Below are 14,487 nucleotides of genomic sequence, written 5' to 3'. Positions count from 1 at the left end.
GAACAAGTGAGAGATGGCGGAACCGATCACGTGCGTCGGTGCGTCCAAGCAGATGTAGGACATACCGGCAGCTTCGTCCCGCACGTCCATCGCTGCGGCGGACCCACCGCGAGAACCCATCATCGAAGAATCAGGAGTTGACATGGCAGATGCAAATATCGACACCATGCTCGCCGTCGCCGCGAAGGTCGACGGGCTGCGAGATCAGATCGCGGGGCAGTTGAGAGCGCTTCGGGGCGATGTCGACCTGGCCGCGTCGGGAATCTGGAAGGGTGCGGCGTCGACGACGTTCGCCCAGGTCATGACCAACTGGGATGCCAGCGCCTTCAAGCTGGAGAACGCTCTGGCCGGTATCAGCCAGGCCATCAAGACTTCCGGTGTCGAGTACGACCAGTCCGAGCAGGACAACGTCTCGTCGATCAACTCGGTCGCCGGCACCCTCAATCTCTGACCGTCACCCCATCCACGCACCGAACCGAGAAAGAGGAACCGACACATGGACGGCGAAATCAGATACAACTTCGGCTCGATCGCCGATCTGGCAAGCGGCATGACGGTCAAGTGGCAGTCTTTGAACGAGAAACTCGACGAGATCAAGTCCTCGATCCAGCCGCTCGTCGCCACGTGGCAGGGCGCCGACGCCGATGCGTACCAGGTCCGCCAGGGCGAGTGGAACGCCGCTCAAGCCGAACTCAACACGGTCCTGCAGAGCCTCATCGGCGCCGTCTCCGCGGGCAACCAGAAGATGATCGAGCAGGAAGCGATCAACCGGGCTCGCTTCGCCTGATCGGCGACACCTGCACGGGCCGGGCCGACGTCATGACGATGTCGGGCCCGGCCTTCGTGGTGTTCACTGGTGTCATGGACCCCGACGTCGCCCGGCATCGCATCGACGAGGTGCGTGCCGCCACTGCCGCGCGCCTGGTTTCTCTGCGTGAGCAGTTCGCCGCGATCGTCGCAGGGTCGGAATTCAGCACTGCCGACGACGAGCACGACCCCGAAGGCTCCACCATCGCCTTCGAGCGCGCGAAGATCTCAGGCCTCGCGCGCGACGCCGAAGACGAATTGCGCGAGCTCGACGCAGCCGCCGCGAGGCTCGACGCCGGAACCTACGGTCGCTGCGAACGGTGTGGCTCGGCGATCTCGGACGCCCGGTTGGAGGCGTTGGTGACGGCTCGTCGCTGCATCGACTGCACCGGCCGTCGCTGACTCGGGGGTCGACGCCGAAGAGGCGTTTTGACCTGGGCCGGCCGAAGCCGGTATCGTCCTTCGTTGGCGTGTACGGGCTCGCCGCATGCATTCGTGCGCGGACGAGCTCTCGATCTCGGGTCTCAACTGGCCGCCGAGCTCATCAACACGCCGTGGCCAGCAGCGACATCATGAAGACAGGACTCTTACGTGTCTACATACAGCCCGAAGGCCGGGGACACCACCCGGGCGTGGCATGTGATCGACGCGACGGACGTCGTGCTGGGACGCCTTGCCGTCCAGGCCGCGACTCTGCTTCGCGGCAAGCACAAGCCGACGTACGCACCCAACGTCGACGGTGGCGACTTCGTCGTCATCATCAACGCCGAGAAGGTTGCCATCAGCGGTAACAAGCTCGACGACAAGTTCCACCACCACCACTCCGGCCACCCGGGCGGTCTGAAGTCGCGCTCGACGCGTCAGGTGTTGGAAAACAACCCCGATCGTCTCGTGGAGAAGGCCGTCAAGGGCATGATCCCGAAGAACAAGCTCGGTAATGCCATCGCGAGCAAGCTGAAGGTGTACGCGGGACCGAACCACCCGCACGCAGCGCAGCAGCCCGTTCCGTTCGAGATCAAGCAGGTGTCCCAGTGACGGCGCCGGAGGGAAATGACGTGACGTCGCAGGAAAACCCGGCAGAGGTCGAGGTCAACGAGGCCGAGATCGCTGCGGACGAGTTCGTGTCCGTGGAAGAGCCCGAGGTCACCGCCGAGATCGAAGCCGCTGCTGCAGCGCCTGCTCCGATCGTGTTCGACCGCCCGGTTCAGACCGTCGGTCGTCGTAAGGAAGCTGTCGCTCGTGTCCGGTTCGCGCCGGGTGCCGGTGGCTTCACGCTGAACGGCCGCAGCCTCGAGGACTACTTCCCGAACAAGGTCCACCAGCAGCTCATCAAGGCTCCGCTGGTTCTCGTCGACCGCACCGAGTCGTTCGACATCATCGCTCTGCTGCACGGTGGCGGCCCGTCGGGACAGGCAGGCGCACTGCGTCTGGCCATCTCGCGTGCACTCATCGAGGTCACCCCGGAGGATCGCCCCGCTCTCAAGAGCGCAGGCTTCCTGACGCGTGACGCGCGTGCCGTCGAGCGCAAGAAGTACGGCCTGAAGAAGGCCCGCAAGGCGTCGCAGTACTCCAAGCGCTGACGCGTCTTACAGTTCCACCTGCGAGGGCAGGCGCCCGGCAACGACCGGATGCCTGCCCTCGTGGCTTTTCACCGATGGATCACTTTCGTTTTGCGGCAAGGGGGACGGGTGCGTATGACTCGACTGTTCGGTACCGATGGCGTTCGAGGGTTGGCCAACGCGTTGCTGACTCCGGAGTTGGCGGTGAAGGTCGCCCGGGCAGCGGCCACGGTGTTGGCGCCACGCAACGGGTCGCGTCCGGTCGCGGTCGTGGGCCGCGATCCCCGTGCGAGCGGCGAGATGCTGTCCGCCGCCGTGATCGCCGGTCTGACCGCGTCGGGTGTGGACGTCGTCGACGTCGGCGTGCTCCCGACGCCCGCAGTGGCGTGCCTGACGGCCTCGTACGACGCGGCCCTCGGCGTCATGATCTCGGCGTCGCACAACCCGATGCCCGACAACGGCATCAAGATCTTCGCCTCCGGCGGACACAAGCTCGAGGACGACGTCGAGAACCGCATCGAGTCGCTCATCACGGGTGACGGCGAGTTGCCCGCACCGACCGGTGCCGCGATCGGCCGCGTTCGCGTCGACGCCGATGCAGGCGAGAAGTACGTCGAGCATCTGCGCACCGCTGTGGGCCACGACCTCGCCGGACTGACCGTCGTCGTCGACTGCGCGAACGGCGCCGCATCGTCGGTTGCTCCTGCGGTGTACTCGGCAGCGGGCGCGACGGTCGTCGCCATCCATGCCGATCCCGACGGTCTCAACATCAACGACGAGTGCGGATCCACCCACCTCGAGGATCTGCAGAACGCCGTCGTGAAGCACGGAGCCGACATCGGAATCGGCCACGACGGCGACGCAGACCGCTGCCTGGCCGTCGACGCGTCGGGTGCCGTCGTCGACGGCGACGCGATCATGGCGGTGCTGGCGATCGCGATGAAGGAGTCCGGCGAGCTCGCCGAGAACACGCTCGTCGCCACGGTCATGAGCAACCTCGGACTGCACATCGCGATGCGTCAGGCCGGGATCGCCCTGCGCACCGCCGCGGTCGGTGACCGCTACGTTCTCGAAGAGCTGCGCGCGGGAAACTTCTCGCTCGGCGGCGAGCAGAGCGGGCACGTCGTGATTCCAGCGCTCGGCACCACCGGCGACGGCATTCTGACCGCGCTGCGGTTGATGGCACGGATGGCGCAGACCGGACGCACGCTGGCCGATCTGGCGTCGGTGATGCAGACCTTGCCGCAGGTGTTGATCAACGTGAAGGTGTCCGACAAGGCCGCCGTCGCGTCGTCGAAGATCGTCGTCGACGGCGTCGCCGAGGTGGAACGGCAGCTGGGGGACAACGGTCGGGTGCTGTTGCGTCCCAGCGGAACCGAGCAGCTGGTGCGTGTGATGGTCGAAGCCTCCGAGCCCGACCTGGCCCGCCGGCTCGCGCAGGATCTCGCGGACCGGGTCGGGCAGGTCTGAGCCGGAGGGTCAGTCGGTCAGCTCGCGGAGCGCAGTCAGCTGCGCGACGCGGCCCGCGGTGTTCTCCGCGAGCGGCGCGACGTTGAGGGTCGTCACGCCTGCTTCGGCGAACGCCGCGACGCGCTCCTTCACGAAGCTCTCGGGACCGATGAGGTTGACCGCGCGCGCGAGTTCGTCCGGCACCGCCGCGGCGGCCTCTTCCTTCTTGCCTGCCAGGTAAAGATCCTGGATCGTCTCGGCTTCGGCCTCGTACCCGTAGCGCTGCGCGAGGTCGTTGTAGAAGTTCTTGCCCTTCGCGCCCATGCCGCCGATGTACAGCGCGAGGTGCGGCTTGACCCACGGCAGGTACTTGTCGGCGTCCTCACCGATGGCGAGCGTCGGGCTGGCGAAGATCTGCAGGTCACCGAGTGACTCGTCCCGCTTGGCTCGACCGGCTGCCAGCGCGTCTCCCCAGACCTGATCGGCTTTCTCGGGGAAGTAGAAGATCGGCTGCCACCCTTCGGCGATCTCGGCAGTCAGCTCGACGTTCTTCGGCCCCAGCGCTGCAATGACCACCGGAATGCGTTCGCGCACAGGGTGATTGATGAGCTTGAGTGGTTTGCCGAGGCCGGTGCCCTTCTCGGCGGGCAGCGGAATCTGATAGTGCTTGCCTTGGTGCTCGACCTTCTCCCGACGCCACACTTGGCGGCAGATCTCGACGACCTCGCGCGTGCGAGCGATCGGGGCGTCGTACTTGACGCCGTGGAATCCCTCGACCACCTGGGGTCCGGAGGCTCCGAGGCCGAGCACGAAACGGCCGTCCGAGACGTAGTCGAGGCCTGCTGCCGTCATGGCAGTCAGCGACGGCGTCCGTGTGTAGATCTGAAAGATGCCCGACGCGATCTTGATCGTCGACGTCTTCGCCGCCAGGAAGCCCAGCTGGCTCACGGCGTCGAACGAGTAGGCCTCGGGGACGAAGATGATGTCCAGCCCGGCCTTCTCGAGTTCTGCAACCTCGGCGACGGTTTCGGTGAAACCGCCCGAGTAATTGAGCATCGTTCCGATGTGCATGGGACTCCTCGCAGGTGTGAGCGTTATCTGTGACCCGAGTTTCTCTTGTCGGACGTTAGCCGACTGGGTGGAACCTGTGTCACCGGGGATGCGTCCAACCTCACAGAGACGGTGAGCGAGAGGGTGGGTCCAGTGGGGCACGGCATGGAACTCGATGTGGACGCGGTGACCGAGGTGGCGACCACGGTCGAGGGCACGGCGCGGTCGGTGTCGGCTCTGGCGGACTCGGTATCCGGATTCGCCTTCGGCCGCGCGGCGGCGGGACGCGGCTACGGTGATGTGGCCGTCCGCATCGTCGCGGGGTACGAGCAGGTCGCGTCGGCGTTTCGTCGATGGGGTGAGGCGCTGGACGAGAACGCCGGACGGCTACGGGTGAGCGTCGACGCGTATCGCGCCGCGGATGTCGAGAGTGCGGCATCGATCGGCGCACCGCGGTGAGTTCGCCCGTGCAGGGCATGTCGGTCGACCACCTTCTCGACGCAGGCGCGCACGGTCTGCAGTACTTCGAGCGGAACCTGCCCGTGCTCGAGATGCTCGGCCAGGAGACCGACTGGACCTACCCGGAGTTGTGCGCTCGCTACGACCAGCAGCGAGGGCTGGACCTCACGAGGCTGCGGGCCGATGCAGATGCGCTCGGTCGGATGGTCGTGGAGGCCCGGCGCCACGTCGACGAGTCGGAACGCCTCGCATCGGCACTCGGGCAGTCGTGGATCGGTGAGGGCGGCGTCGCTGCGGTCGAGGATGCCCGCCAGGATGCGCGCAACGCCGCCGATCGCGTCGACGCGGCGGGGCAGTTGTCGGTGGCGATGCATGACGCTGCCGACGTGATCGCCGCAAGCGTTCGCGACAAGGCGGACACGTGCGGACGGATCGACGACGCGCAGATCGACGGAGTTCCCGCGTCGGCCGTGGCCGCGATCGTGAAGTACGGGACGACGACGATCGGATCAGGCGCGAACATCGGCATCGTCGCCAACCTGGACGTGCCGATGCTGACGCGGTGGCTCCCGGCGGTCGCCGACTACGTCGGCGAGCGGGACCGACTCGACGACGCCGCACTTCGGCAGGTGCAGGAACTGTGCCGCGACTGGCTGGGGTCCGTGTTCGCGACCTGTGTGATCGAGACGTGTGCCGCGTTCGTCGACCTCTGCGCGGGCACGGACACCGCGGTGCGCGACGCGTTGGCGGTCGTCGCGCAGGCCGCCGAGGCGGTGGACGCATCGGCTTTCCCCACGGCACCGGATGCGCAGTTCGCGCCCGTGCGGCCTGCATCGGTGGAGCCTGCTCCGTCGTGCGGGAACAAAAGTGCTGTGCAGCAGCATGATTCGGCGCCCACGTCCACGCCCGCTGCGACGCTGCCGTCTCCGGAGTCCAAGCCTTCGCCATCCGGTTCGCAGATGCCCGACGTCCGTGCGCTCGAATCCCCGTCGCTCGAACGGATTCCGAGTCTCGCCGAGTTCGCTGCGGTGGTCGAGGCCGCCGTCGCGACGGTCGCCGACGACATCGGCGAACAGATACGAGCTGCATTGGACGACTTCCGGCAGCAACACGAGCATGCCGCACCGTCGGAGTACGCGGCTCCACTCGACGACGACCGGCAGTCCGGCGATGCACCGCCCGCCGTCGAACGACCGGAGACATCACCCGAATCCGCCGATGATGAACCGTCGCAACATGATTCACTTCTCGAACCGAACCCGCAGCCGGGCCCTCCGCCGCCTCCTGGGCTGCCCGGTGACGGCACCGAACGCGGGCACCTCGAAGCCGAGCTCGACGGCTACCACGCCCGTGTCGCGTTGGCGCACGACGGCACGTTGTCCTTGAATCTCGGCACACCCGACGGTGGGAGCAGGCGGTTCGAGTTGCGGATCGGTCCGATGGGTCTGCCCGTCGTCGTCGAAATGTTCGACGAGGACGTCGCGCCGGAGGTGACTCCACCCGTACCGGAAACGGCACCTGGTCAGCAGCCGCCCGCGCCGGTCGTCGACCGGACACCCGTCGCACCCCAGCCGAGCCCGCTGCCGGATGCGGCGCCGGCGCCGTATCTCGAGCCGGACTCCGAGCCCGCGCCAGCGGTCGCGCACTGCCCTCCGGAGCCTGCCGAGCCGGAGCCGGTTCCGGCTGAATCGATCACAGGATCACCACCACCCGACAGCTCATCGGGCGCACGACTCGTCGAGGCAGGTCCGCTGTGAACGAATGGCAGGCGAAACTCGACGTCGTTCGCGAAGCCCATCGACACGCGGTGGGCAGAGCGTCGACACGGCTGGAGAACGCGTCGAGACGATCGCCGCCGGACAAGCCGCCGTCTATCGAACCGGCCTACGAATCGGAGCCATCGTTCCTGCTCCCGGCGAACCTGGATACCCGCCGGGTCGCTCCCCGGCCCGCGGCCGACGAACCGTCGACAGGCTGGTTGGTCTGATCAGCGACCGATGAGGGCGCGTGCAGCCGACAGGGGACTGGGCTTGGGCTGCTCTTCGATGGGCGCGTGCGGGTCGATGACGCGGCTGCCCTTCAGTTCCACGCTTCCCGCCAACTCCTCGTACTTCTTCTCGCCTGCGATGTGGAAGAGGAGGAACGCGGTCAGGAGCGAACGCACGCTCTTGACCGTCGACTTCTCGGTGCCGCCGACGCCGATGGGCGCGAGAAGTCGCCTGCCTTCGACGATGCCGTCGGACGACGCCTTGTCGATCCGGCGCAGCACGGACGGTCCGCCCCAGGCGCCCGCGAGCGCGAGAGTGTTGTCGTCGAGCGAGTCGGTGAAGGCGGCGTCGCCCAGCACGAGACCGGGAACGGTCAGTCCGGCAGCGGCTTCTTCCGCACTGGGGGTGCTCGGTGCCGGGAAGAGCGAGGCGACGGCCTTGACGTCCGATCGTGCTGCAGCCGCGAGGACGGCGACGCTGGCACCCATGCCGTGTCCGGCGACGGCCAACTTCTCCGGGTGCACGCTGATGTCTCCGGTGCCCAAGCGCACCCCGGTCATGATGTCGAGGACGGTGCCGAGGTCGGCTGCCAGCCCGCGGTGCGACGGCATCGGGCCGCGCTCGGTGTCCGGTGCCGCGGCGACGATGCCCCAGGACGCGAGGTGTTTCAACGTGTCCGAGTAGCGAGCTGCACCGAGCATCCAGCCGTGGCCGAACGCGACGGCAGGGAGGTTGTAGCCCTCGGCGGGGGTGTAGACGACACCGGGTTGTCCGGCGAGCGCGAGATCACCGCGGAGCACCTTGTGCGGGCCGCGCTTGGTCAACTGTGCTGCGAGCTTGCTGGATGTCGCCACGGAAGTAGACGCTATCGGATAGCCGGAAGTGTGGGGGTGAGCGCCGCCGACGAGTGGCGAGAAAGTGACCCACGACGAACGGATTCGGGTTGACGGTTCCGGCGCGGGTAGCCTGAACCACCATGTGCGGAATCGTGGGATACGTCGGCCATCGCCCCGCTCTCGGGGTCGTTGTCGAGGCGCTTCGGCGTATGGAATACCGGGGGTACGACTCCGCAGGCATTGCGATCCTCGACGGTCAGGGCAACACCGCCATCGAGCGCAAGGCGGGCCGACTCGCCAATCTGGAGGCCGAGCTCGACGAGGTCGGAACCGAGAAGTTCGTCGGGACGACGGGTATGGGCCACACTCGGTGGGCGACGCACGGTCGTCCTACCGATCGCAACGCCCACCCGCACCGGGACGTCTCCGGCTCGGTGGCGGTCGTCCACAACGGCATCATCGAGAACTTCGGTCCGCTGCGGGCCGAACTCGAAGCCGAGGGCGTCGAGTTCAAGAGCGACACCGACACCGAGGTGGCCGTTCACCTCGTGTCGCTGGCGTACGCGAGCGGTCCGACGGCCGGTGACTTCGTCGCGAGCGCCAAGGCGGTGCTGCGCCGACTCGAAGGCGCGTTCACGCTGGTGTTCACGCATTCCGATCACGCGGACACGATCGTCGCGGCACGTCGTTCGACGCCGCTGGTCGTCGGCGTCGGTGACGGCGAGACGTTCATCGGATCGGATGTCGCGGCGTTCATCGAGCACACGCGCGACGCGGTCGAGCTCGGGCAGGACCAGGTCGTCGTCATCACTTCGGACGGCTACGAGATCTCCGATTTCGACGGCAACGAGGCGTCGGGACGCCCGTTCCACATCGATTGGGACCTCGCGGCCGCGGAGAAGGGCGGCTACGACTACTTCATGCTGAAGGAGATCCAGGAGCAGCCCGCTGCGGTCGGCGACACACTGCTCGGCCACTTCGAGGACCGGCGCATCGTGCTCGACGAGCAGCGGTTGTCGGAACAGGAGCTCCGCGACGTGGACAAGGTCTTCGTCGTCGCGTGCGGCAGCTCGTACCACTCGGGCCTGCTCGCCAAGTACGCGATCGAACACTGGACGCGTCTTCCCGTCGAGGTCGAACTGGCCAGCGAGTTCCGCTACCGCGACCCGGTTCTGGACCGGTCGACTCTGGTCGTCGCGATCTCGCAGTCGGGTGAGACCGCGGACACTCTCGAAGCCGTCCGGCACGCGAAGGAACAGAACGCGCGCGTCCTCGCGGTCTGCAACACCAACGGCTCGCAGATTCCGCGTGAGGCCGACGCCGTCGTCTACACGCGGACCGGTCCGGAGATCGGCGTCGCGTCGACCAAGGCGTTCCTCGCCCAGGTGACCGCGAACTACGTCGTCGGACTCGCGTTGGCGCAGGCCCGCGGCACGAAGTACCCCGACGAGGTGGCTCGCGAGTACGCCGACCTCGAGGCGATGCCGAAGCTGGTGCAACGGGTGCTCGACACCGTCGAGCCGATCCGCGCTCTGGCCCGCGAGCTGGCACACACGTCGACCATCCTGTTCCTGGGACGGCACGTCGGGTACCCGGTCGCGTTGGAGGGCGCCTTGAAGCTCAAGGAACTCGCGTACATGCACGCGGAGGGATTCGCCGCAGGCGAGCTCAAGCACGGTCCGATCGCGCTGATCGAGGACGGCGTCCCGGTCATCGTCGTGATGCCGTCGCCCAAGGGCCGCGCGGTGTTGCATTCGAAGCTGCTGTCGAACATCCGCGAGGTCCAGGCACGTGGCGCTCTGACCATCGTCATCGCGGAGGAAGGCGACGAGGCCGTGCGTCCGTTCGCCGACCACCTCATCGAGATCCCGGCGGCACCCACGCTGCTGCAGCCGTTGCTGTCGACCGTTCCGTTGCAGGCGTTCGCCGCCGAGGTGGCGCAGGCACGCGGGTACGACGTCGACAAGCCGCGCAACCTGGCGAAATCCGTCACCGTCGAGTGATGCGCCTGCGGCGCCGGTGCGCGGATGGTCGGACTCTGGGCCGACTATCCGCGCACGGGTGGCGCAGCCGCCCGAAAGGACGACCATGCGGGGCTACTACACACCGGACCAGGTCCGCGACGCCGAACGACCGCTGCTCGAGGCGGGCCCGCCCGGGGCGTTGATGCGCCGCGCCGCATACGGCCTGACGAACGTCGTGGTCGGCGAACTGCTCGCCCGGACGGGCGGCGTCGTCGGCCGTGAGGTCTGCGTGCTCGTCGGATCGGGAGACAACGGCGGCGACGGTTTGTGGGCCGGTGCGATGCTGCGACAACGCGGCGTCGCGGTGAAAGCCGTTCTGCTGAAGCCGGATCGCGCGCATGCCGAGGGCCTCGCCGCATTCCGGAGAGCGGGCGGCAAGGTCGTCGAGTCTCCCGGTCAGCCGGACCTCGTGGTCGACGCCATCGTCGGAATCTCCGGCAAGGGTCCGCTGCGTCGCGACGCCGACGCACTCGTATCCGCCCTCGACGCACCGATCGTCGCCGCCGACATCCCGAGCGGCGTCGACCCGGAGACCGGCAGTGTCGACGGCCCGGCCGTGCGCGCTGCGGTCACGGTGGCGTTCGGCGCGCGCAAGCCCGCGCACGTGCTGGCCGTACCGTATTGCGGCAGAGTCGAACTCGTCGACATCGGCCTGGATTTGCCGGATCCGTATCTGTCCGCGTTCGAGCCCGCGGACGTCGGTGCCCTGTGGCCCATTCCGAGAGCGACGGACGACAAGTACACCCAGGGCGTCGTCGGAGTGTCGGCGGGTAGCGATCGCTATCCGGGCGCGGCATTGCTGTGCACGGGCGCGGCCGTCGCGGCGACGTCGGGCATGGTCCGATACGTGGGAAGTGCTGCGGCAGAGGTCGTGTCGCACTACCCGGAAGTCATCGCCGCGTCCGACCCACAGAGCAGTGGCCGCGTGCAGGCCTGGGCGGTCGGGCCTGGCTTCGGCACCGACGACGTCTCCACGCAGTGGCTCACGACCATCCTGGCCACCGATCTCCCCGTCGTCGTCGATGCCGACGGGCTGACCGTCCTGGCGTCGAACCCCGAGCTCGTGAGGGCCCGGACGGCGCCGACGCTGCTGACCCCGCATGCAGGTGAGTTCGAGCGGCTCACGGGACAGGCGCCCGGCCCCGACCGCGTCGCCCCGGTTCGCGCGTTGGCTGCCGAATGGGGTGTGACCGTGCTGCTCAAGGGCAGGGCGACCGTCATCGCGGATCCCGACGGCAACACCTACGTCAACGACGCGGGTGGGTCGGCTGCGTCGACGGCCGGCTCGGGAGATGTGCTGTCCGGCATTCTGGGCGCGCTGCTGGCGTCGGGCATGACCCCGTCGACGGCCGCGGCATGCGGCGCGCGGGTGCACGCTCTCGCCGCGGCGACGGCCGCCCATGGGGTCGACGGCGAGTTCGCCGCCCCCATCTCGGCGAGTCCGCTGCTGTCGGCACTACCGGATGCGATCAGGATTGTGCGGTCCGTCACCACCGGCGAGTAACGAGAGAAGCAGCTCGTCGGGTCGAATGGGGCTTCGGCGGGGTCGAATGGCACTATCGAATGCTGTGCAGAGTGGAACGACGGAACCTATCGACCGGGATCGCGGTGATTCGGATGCCGTGTCCACGGTGTTCGTCGATCTCGACGCCATAGCGCACAACGTACGAATTCTGCGCGACCACGCGGGTGGCGCCGGGGTCATGGTCGTAGTCAAGGCGGACGCCTACAACCACGGTGCTGTCGAGGTGGCTCGCACGGCTCTCGGAGCTGGGGCGCGGGAACTCGGCGTCACAACGGTCCACGAGGCTCTCGTTCTGCGCAACGCAGGCATCACTGCGCCGATCCTGGCGTGGCTGCACCACGTGGACACCGATTTCGCGCCTGCGATCGTCGCGGATGTCGAACTGGGGCTGTCGTCGACGATGCAGCTCGAGGCGGTCCTCACCGCCGCGCGATCGGTCGGCAGGGCAGCCACGGTCACGCTGAAGATCGACACCGGACTGAACCGGAACGGAATCGACCCCGCGGACCTGGACGACGTGATCGACGTGCTCCGCGGCGCAGTGGCCGACGGCACGGCCCGGCTGCGCGGTGTGTTCTCCCATCTCGCGTGCGCCGATGTGCCCGATCATCCGGCCAACGACGAGCAAGCCGAGTCGTTGCGCGCCGCGGTGGCGAGGCTTCGCGCGGCGAACCTGCACCCCGAGGTCACTCACCTCGCGAACTCCGCGGCCACTCTGACACGGCCGGATCTGCACTTCGACCTCGTGCGACCCGGAATCGCTGCCTACGGTCTGTCGCCGATACCCGAACTCGGAGACTTCGGTCTGCGGCCGGCCATGACCGTGTCGACGAAGGTCGCGCTGGTGAAGAAGGTCCGTGCCGGGCAGGGAGTGTCCTACGGGCACACCTGGAGCGCGCCGGAGGACACCGTCGTCGCCCTGATTCCGATGGGTTACGCGGACGGCGTCCGACGCAACCTCAGCGGCCGCTTCGACGTCGGCATCGGTGGCCGTCGGTTCCCCGCCGTCGGACGCGTCTGCATGGATCAATTCGTCGTCGACCTCGGGCCCGACGGCGCAGGCGTCGCGGTCGGCGATACTGCAGTACTGTTCGGCTCCGGGGAGAACGGCGAGCCGGTCGCGCAGGACTGGGCCGACACGTTGGACACCATCCACTACGAGGTGGTCACCGGCATCGGCGGGCGAATCAAGCGCGAATTCGGGGGAGTCGGAGCGGGCAACACTGCAGCGGGGGAGGTGCAGGCGTGAAGTGGTCGTCCAATTTCGGCATCGTCAGCAGCGTCGGCATCGCCTTGCGCGAGACGGTTCTGAGGTCGAACAAGGATCCGCTGGCAGGTGAGAACCTGGACCTGATGGACGCCGATCGCGGGTCGATCGTGACGGCCGACGACGGGGTTTCGCTCGCCGTGCGAGAAGTAGGTCCCTCCGACGCGCCGATCACCGTGGTGTTCGTGCACGGATACTGCCTTCGCATGGCGTCGTGGCACTTTCAGCGGCAAGCCCTCGAACAAGAGTGGGGCTCGTCGATTCGGATGGTCTTCTACGACCAGCGCGGGCACGGACGCTCCGGTGTCCCGACGCCGGAGAGCTGCACCATCAAGCAACTCGGTCTCGATCTCGACGCCGTCATTCGTGCCGTTGCCCCGCGCGGACACCTGATGCTGATCGGCCACTCGATGGGCGGCATGTCCATTCTGTCGATGGTCCGTCAACGCCCGGAATCGGTGCGAGACAGGGTCGTCGGCGTCGGACTCATCTCGACGACGGCAGCAGGTCTCGCCGAGACGGGCCTCGGTCGCAGTCTCGACAACCCCGTCGTCGACGCGTTCCGGCTCGCGGTGCGGACGTCGCCTGGCGTGGTCCAGTTCGGGCGGGGCGCGGTGCGCGCCTTGATCGCTCCGGTGCTGCGGGCCGCGTCGTACGGCACGCGGGTCAGTCCACGCCTCGTCGAGTTCTCGCAGTCGATGATCGACGACACGTCCGTCGTGACCATCGTCAATTTCCTGAAGACGCTCGAACTCCACGACGAGAAGGATGCTCTGACCGAACTCGAGCGTATTCCCGTGTCGGTCATCTGCGGTGACGACGATTGGATCATTCCGTTCGCGAGCTCGCAGGCGCTCGCCGACGCGTTGCCGGAATCGGAGATGGTGCGCATCCGTCAGGCCGGGCACTTGGTTCAGCTGGAGTTCCCCGACAAGGTCAATGCTGCTCTGATCCGATTGGGTTCGCGCGCAACCGAATTGCGTAGTCGACGACGTGCGGGGCGGCGGGGCATTGGCTGAGCACGACGAGCTGTTCTTCGACGGTCGGGAGATCTTCCTGCCCGAGGCAGCGGACACCGAAGCGTTCGGGTACCGGCTCGCGCAGGAACTCGTTGCGGGTGACCTCGTGGTGCTCGACGGTCCGCTCGGCGCAGGCAAGACCGCGATGACGAGGGGTATCGCGGCCGGCCTCGGCGTGCGGGGCCGTGTCAGCTCGCCGACGTTCGTCATCGCGCGCGAGCATCGACCGGGAGTGCGTCCGAACGGGGATGCCCCGGTGGCTCTCGTGCATGTCGACGCGTACCGACTGGGCATGACGGGTCAGTCGGCTCTCGACGAACTCGACGCCCTGGATCTCGACACCGACCTCGATGGTGCGGTGGTCGTGGTCGAGTGGGGCGAGGGGCTGGTCGAGAAGCTGAGCGACGGGCACGTGTCGGTGCGAATCCGGCGTGACCCCGAATCCGACGTTCGAACCGTGCAGCTGCGCCGTGTCGAATCGTCCGATGCGGCGTCGTAGGCGCA

The 14,487-nt window shown here is 67.6% G+C and carries 15 protein-coding genes; 13 read left to right on the top strand and 2 right to left on the bottom strand.

The genetic code is table 11. The features are described from left to right. The first annotated feature begins 142 nt into the window (after nucleotides 1-142). The 6 genes from A3K89_RS24780 to glmM all read left to right on the top strand — a co-directional run bounded on the left by A3K89_RS24780 (nucleotide 143) and on the right by glmM (nucleotide 3,836). Complete coding sequence (locus A3K89_RS24780) at nucleotides 143-451, top strand: WXG100 family type VII secretion target (protein WP_068432228.1); 309 nt, start codon at nucleotides 143-145, stop codon at nucleotides 449-451. Nucleotides 452-496: 45 nt separating this feature from the next. Then, the gene (locus tag A3K89_RS24775) at nucleotides 497-787 is read left to right on the top strand and encodes a WXG100 family type VII secretion target (RefSeq protein WP_068432225.1); all 291 of its coding nucleotides are present in this window, start codon (nucleotides 497-499) and stop codon (nucleotides 785-787) included. A 74-nt stretch (nucleotides 788-861) separates the two neighbouring features. After that, a complete protein-coding gene (locus tag A3K89_RS24770; protein WP_068432477.1) occupies nucleotides 862-1,209 on the top strand; it encodes a TraR/DksA C4-type zinc finger protein in 348 nt (115 codons plus the stop codon). A gap of 189 nt (nucleotides 1,210-1,398) precedes the next feature. After that, nucleotides 1,399-1,842, top strand: coding sequence for a 50S ribosomal protein L13 (gene rplM / locus A3K89_RS24765; RefSeq protein WP_068432222.1), 444 nt, complete (start codon nucleotides 1,399-1,401; stop codon nucleotides 1,840-1,842). Beyond that, nucleotides 1,839-2,387 (top strand): 30S ribosomal protein S9, encoded by a 549-nt coding sequence (gene rpsI, locus A3K89_RS24760; protein WP_084424115.1) that lies wholly within the window; start codon nucleotides 1,839-1,841, stop codon nucleotides 2,385-2,387. Before rplM ends, rpsI begins: the two co-directional genes overlap by 4 nt. A gap of 114 nt (nucleotides 2,388-2,501) precedes the next feature. After that, entirely contained in the window at nucleotides 2,502-3,836 is a 1,335-nt protein-coding gene (gene glmM / locus A3K89_RS24755; protein WP_068432219.1) for a phosphoglucosamine mutase, read from the top strand. Nucleotides 3,837-3,845: 9 nt separating this feature from the next. Here glmM and A3K89_RS24750 read toward each other — a convergent pair whose 3' ends face one another. Continuing rightward, the gene (locus A3K89_RS24750) at nucleotides 3,846-4,886 is read right to left on the bottom strand and encodes an LLM class F420-dependent oxidoreductase (RefSeq protein WP_068432216.1); all 1,041 of its coding nucleotides are present in this window, start codon (nucleotides 4,884-4,886) and stop codon (nucleotides 3,846-3,848) included. A 144-nt stretch (nucleotides 4,887-5,030) separates the two neighbouring features. Here A3K89_RS24750 and A3K89_RS24745 point away from each other — a divergent pair, with 144 nt between their 5' ends. Together A3K89_RS24745 and A3K89_RS24740 are read left to right on the top strand one after the other, a co-directional pair. Continuing rightward, nucleotides 5,031-5,324 carry a hypothetical protein gene (locus A3K89_RS24745; RefSeq protein WP_068432212.1) on the top strand — a complete coding sequence of 98 codons (294 nt, stop codon included), beginning with the start codon at nucleotides 5,031-5,033 and terminating at the stop codon, nucleotides 5,322-5,324. Then, entirely contained in the window at nucleotides 5,321-7,081 is a 1,761-nt protein-coding gene (locus tag A3K89_RS24740; protein ID WP_068432210.1) for a hypothetical protein, read from the top strand. The genes A3K89_RS24745 and A3K89_RS24740 overlap by 4 nt, the downstream gene beginning before the upstream one ends. A gap of 230 nt (nucleotides 7,082-7,311) precedes the next feature. Here A3K89_RS24740 and A3K89_RS24730 read toward each other — a convergent pair whose 3' ends face one another. Beyond that, complete coding sequence (locus A3K89_RS24730) at nucleotides 7,312-8,166, bottom strand: dienelactone hydrolase family protein (protein ID WP_068432204.1); 855 nt, start codon at nucleotides 8,164-8,166, stop codon at nucleotides 7,312-7,314. A gap of 122 nt (nucleotides 8,167-8,288) precedes the next feature. On the opposite strand from A3K89_RS24730, the gene glmS reads away from it, so the two are divergent. From glmS to tsaE, 5 genes are all read left to right on the top strand, one after another. Then, the gene (gene glmS / locus A3K89_RS24725) at nucleotides 8,289-10,151 is read left to right on the top strand and encodes a glutamine--fructose-6-phosphate transaminase (isomerizing) (RefSeq protein ID WP_068432202.1); all 1,863 of its coding nucleotides are present in this window, start codon (nucleotides 8,289-8,291) and stop codon (nucleotides 10,149-10,151) included. An 85-nt stretch (nucleotides 10,152-10,236) separates the two neighbouring features. Continuing rightward, nucleotides 10,237-11,676, top strand: coding sequence for a bifunctional ADP-dependent NAD(P)H-hydrate dehydratase/NAD(P)H-hydrate epimerase (locus tag A3K89_RS24720; RefSeq protein WP_068432199.1), 1,440 nt, complete (start codon nucleotides 10,237-10,239; stop codon nucleotides 11,674-11,676). 46 nt (nucleotides 11,677-11,722) lie between these two features. Further along, the gene (gene alr / locus A3K89_RS24715; RefSeq protein WP_068432195.1) at nucleotides 11,723-12,946 is read left to right on the top strand and encodes an alanine racemase; all 1,224 of its coding nucleotides are present in this window, start codon (nucleotides 11,723-11,725) and stop codon (nucleotides 12,944-12,946) included. Next, the gene (locus A3K89_RS24710) at nucleotides 12,943-13,983 is read left to right on the top strand and encodes an alpha/beta fold hydrolase (RefSeq protein ID WP_068432193.1); all 1,041 of its coding nucleotides are present in this window, start codon (nucleotides 12,943-12,945) and stop codon (nucleotides 13,981-13,983) included. The genes alr and A3K89_RS24710 overlap by 4 nt, the downstream gene beginning before the upstream one ends. Then, complete coding sequence (gene tsaE / locus A3K89_RS24705) at nucleotides 13,976-14,482, top strand: tRNA (adenosine(37)-N6)-threonylcarbamoyltransferase complex ATPase subunit type 1 TsaE (protein WP_068432473.1); 507 nt, start codon at nucleotides 13,976-13,978, stop codon at nucleotides 14,480-14,482. The genes A3K89_RS24710 and tsaE overlap by 8 nt, the downstream gene beginning before the upstream one ends. Nucleotides 14,483-14,487: the final 5 nt, after the last annotated feature.

This window comes from Rhodococcoides kyotonense, from assembly GCF_001645385.1.
Taxonomy (GTDB): domain Bacteria; phylum Actinomycetota; class Actinomycetes; order Mycobacteriales; family Mycobacteriaceae; genus Rhodococcoides; species Rhodococcoides kyotonensis_B.
The sequence above is the reverse complement of the archived record's forward strand: the minus strand, read 5'-3'. Positions and strand labels throughout refer to the sequence as shown.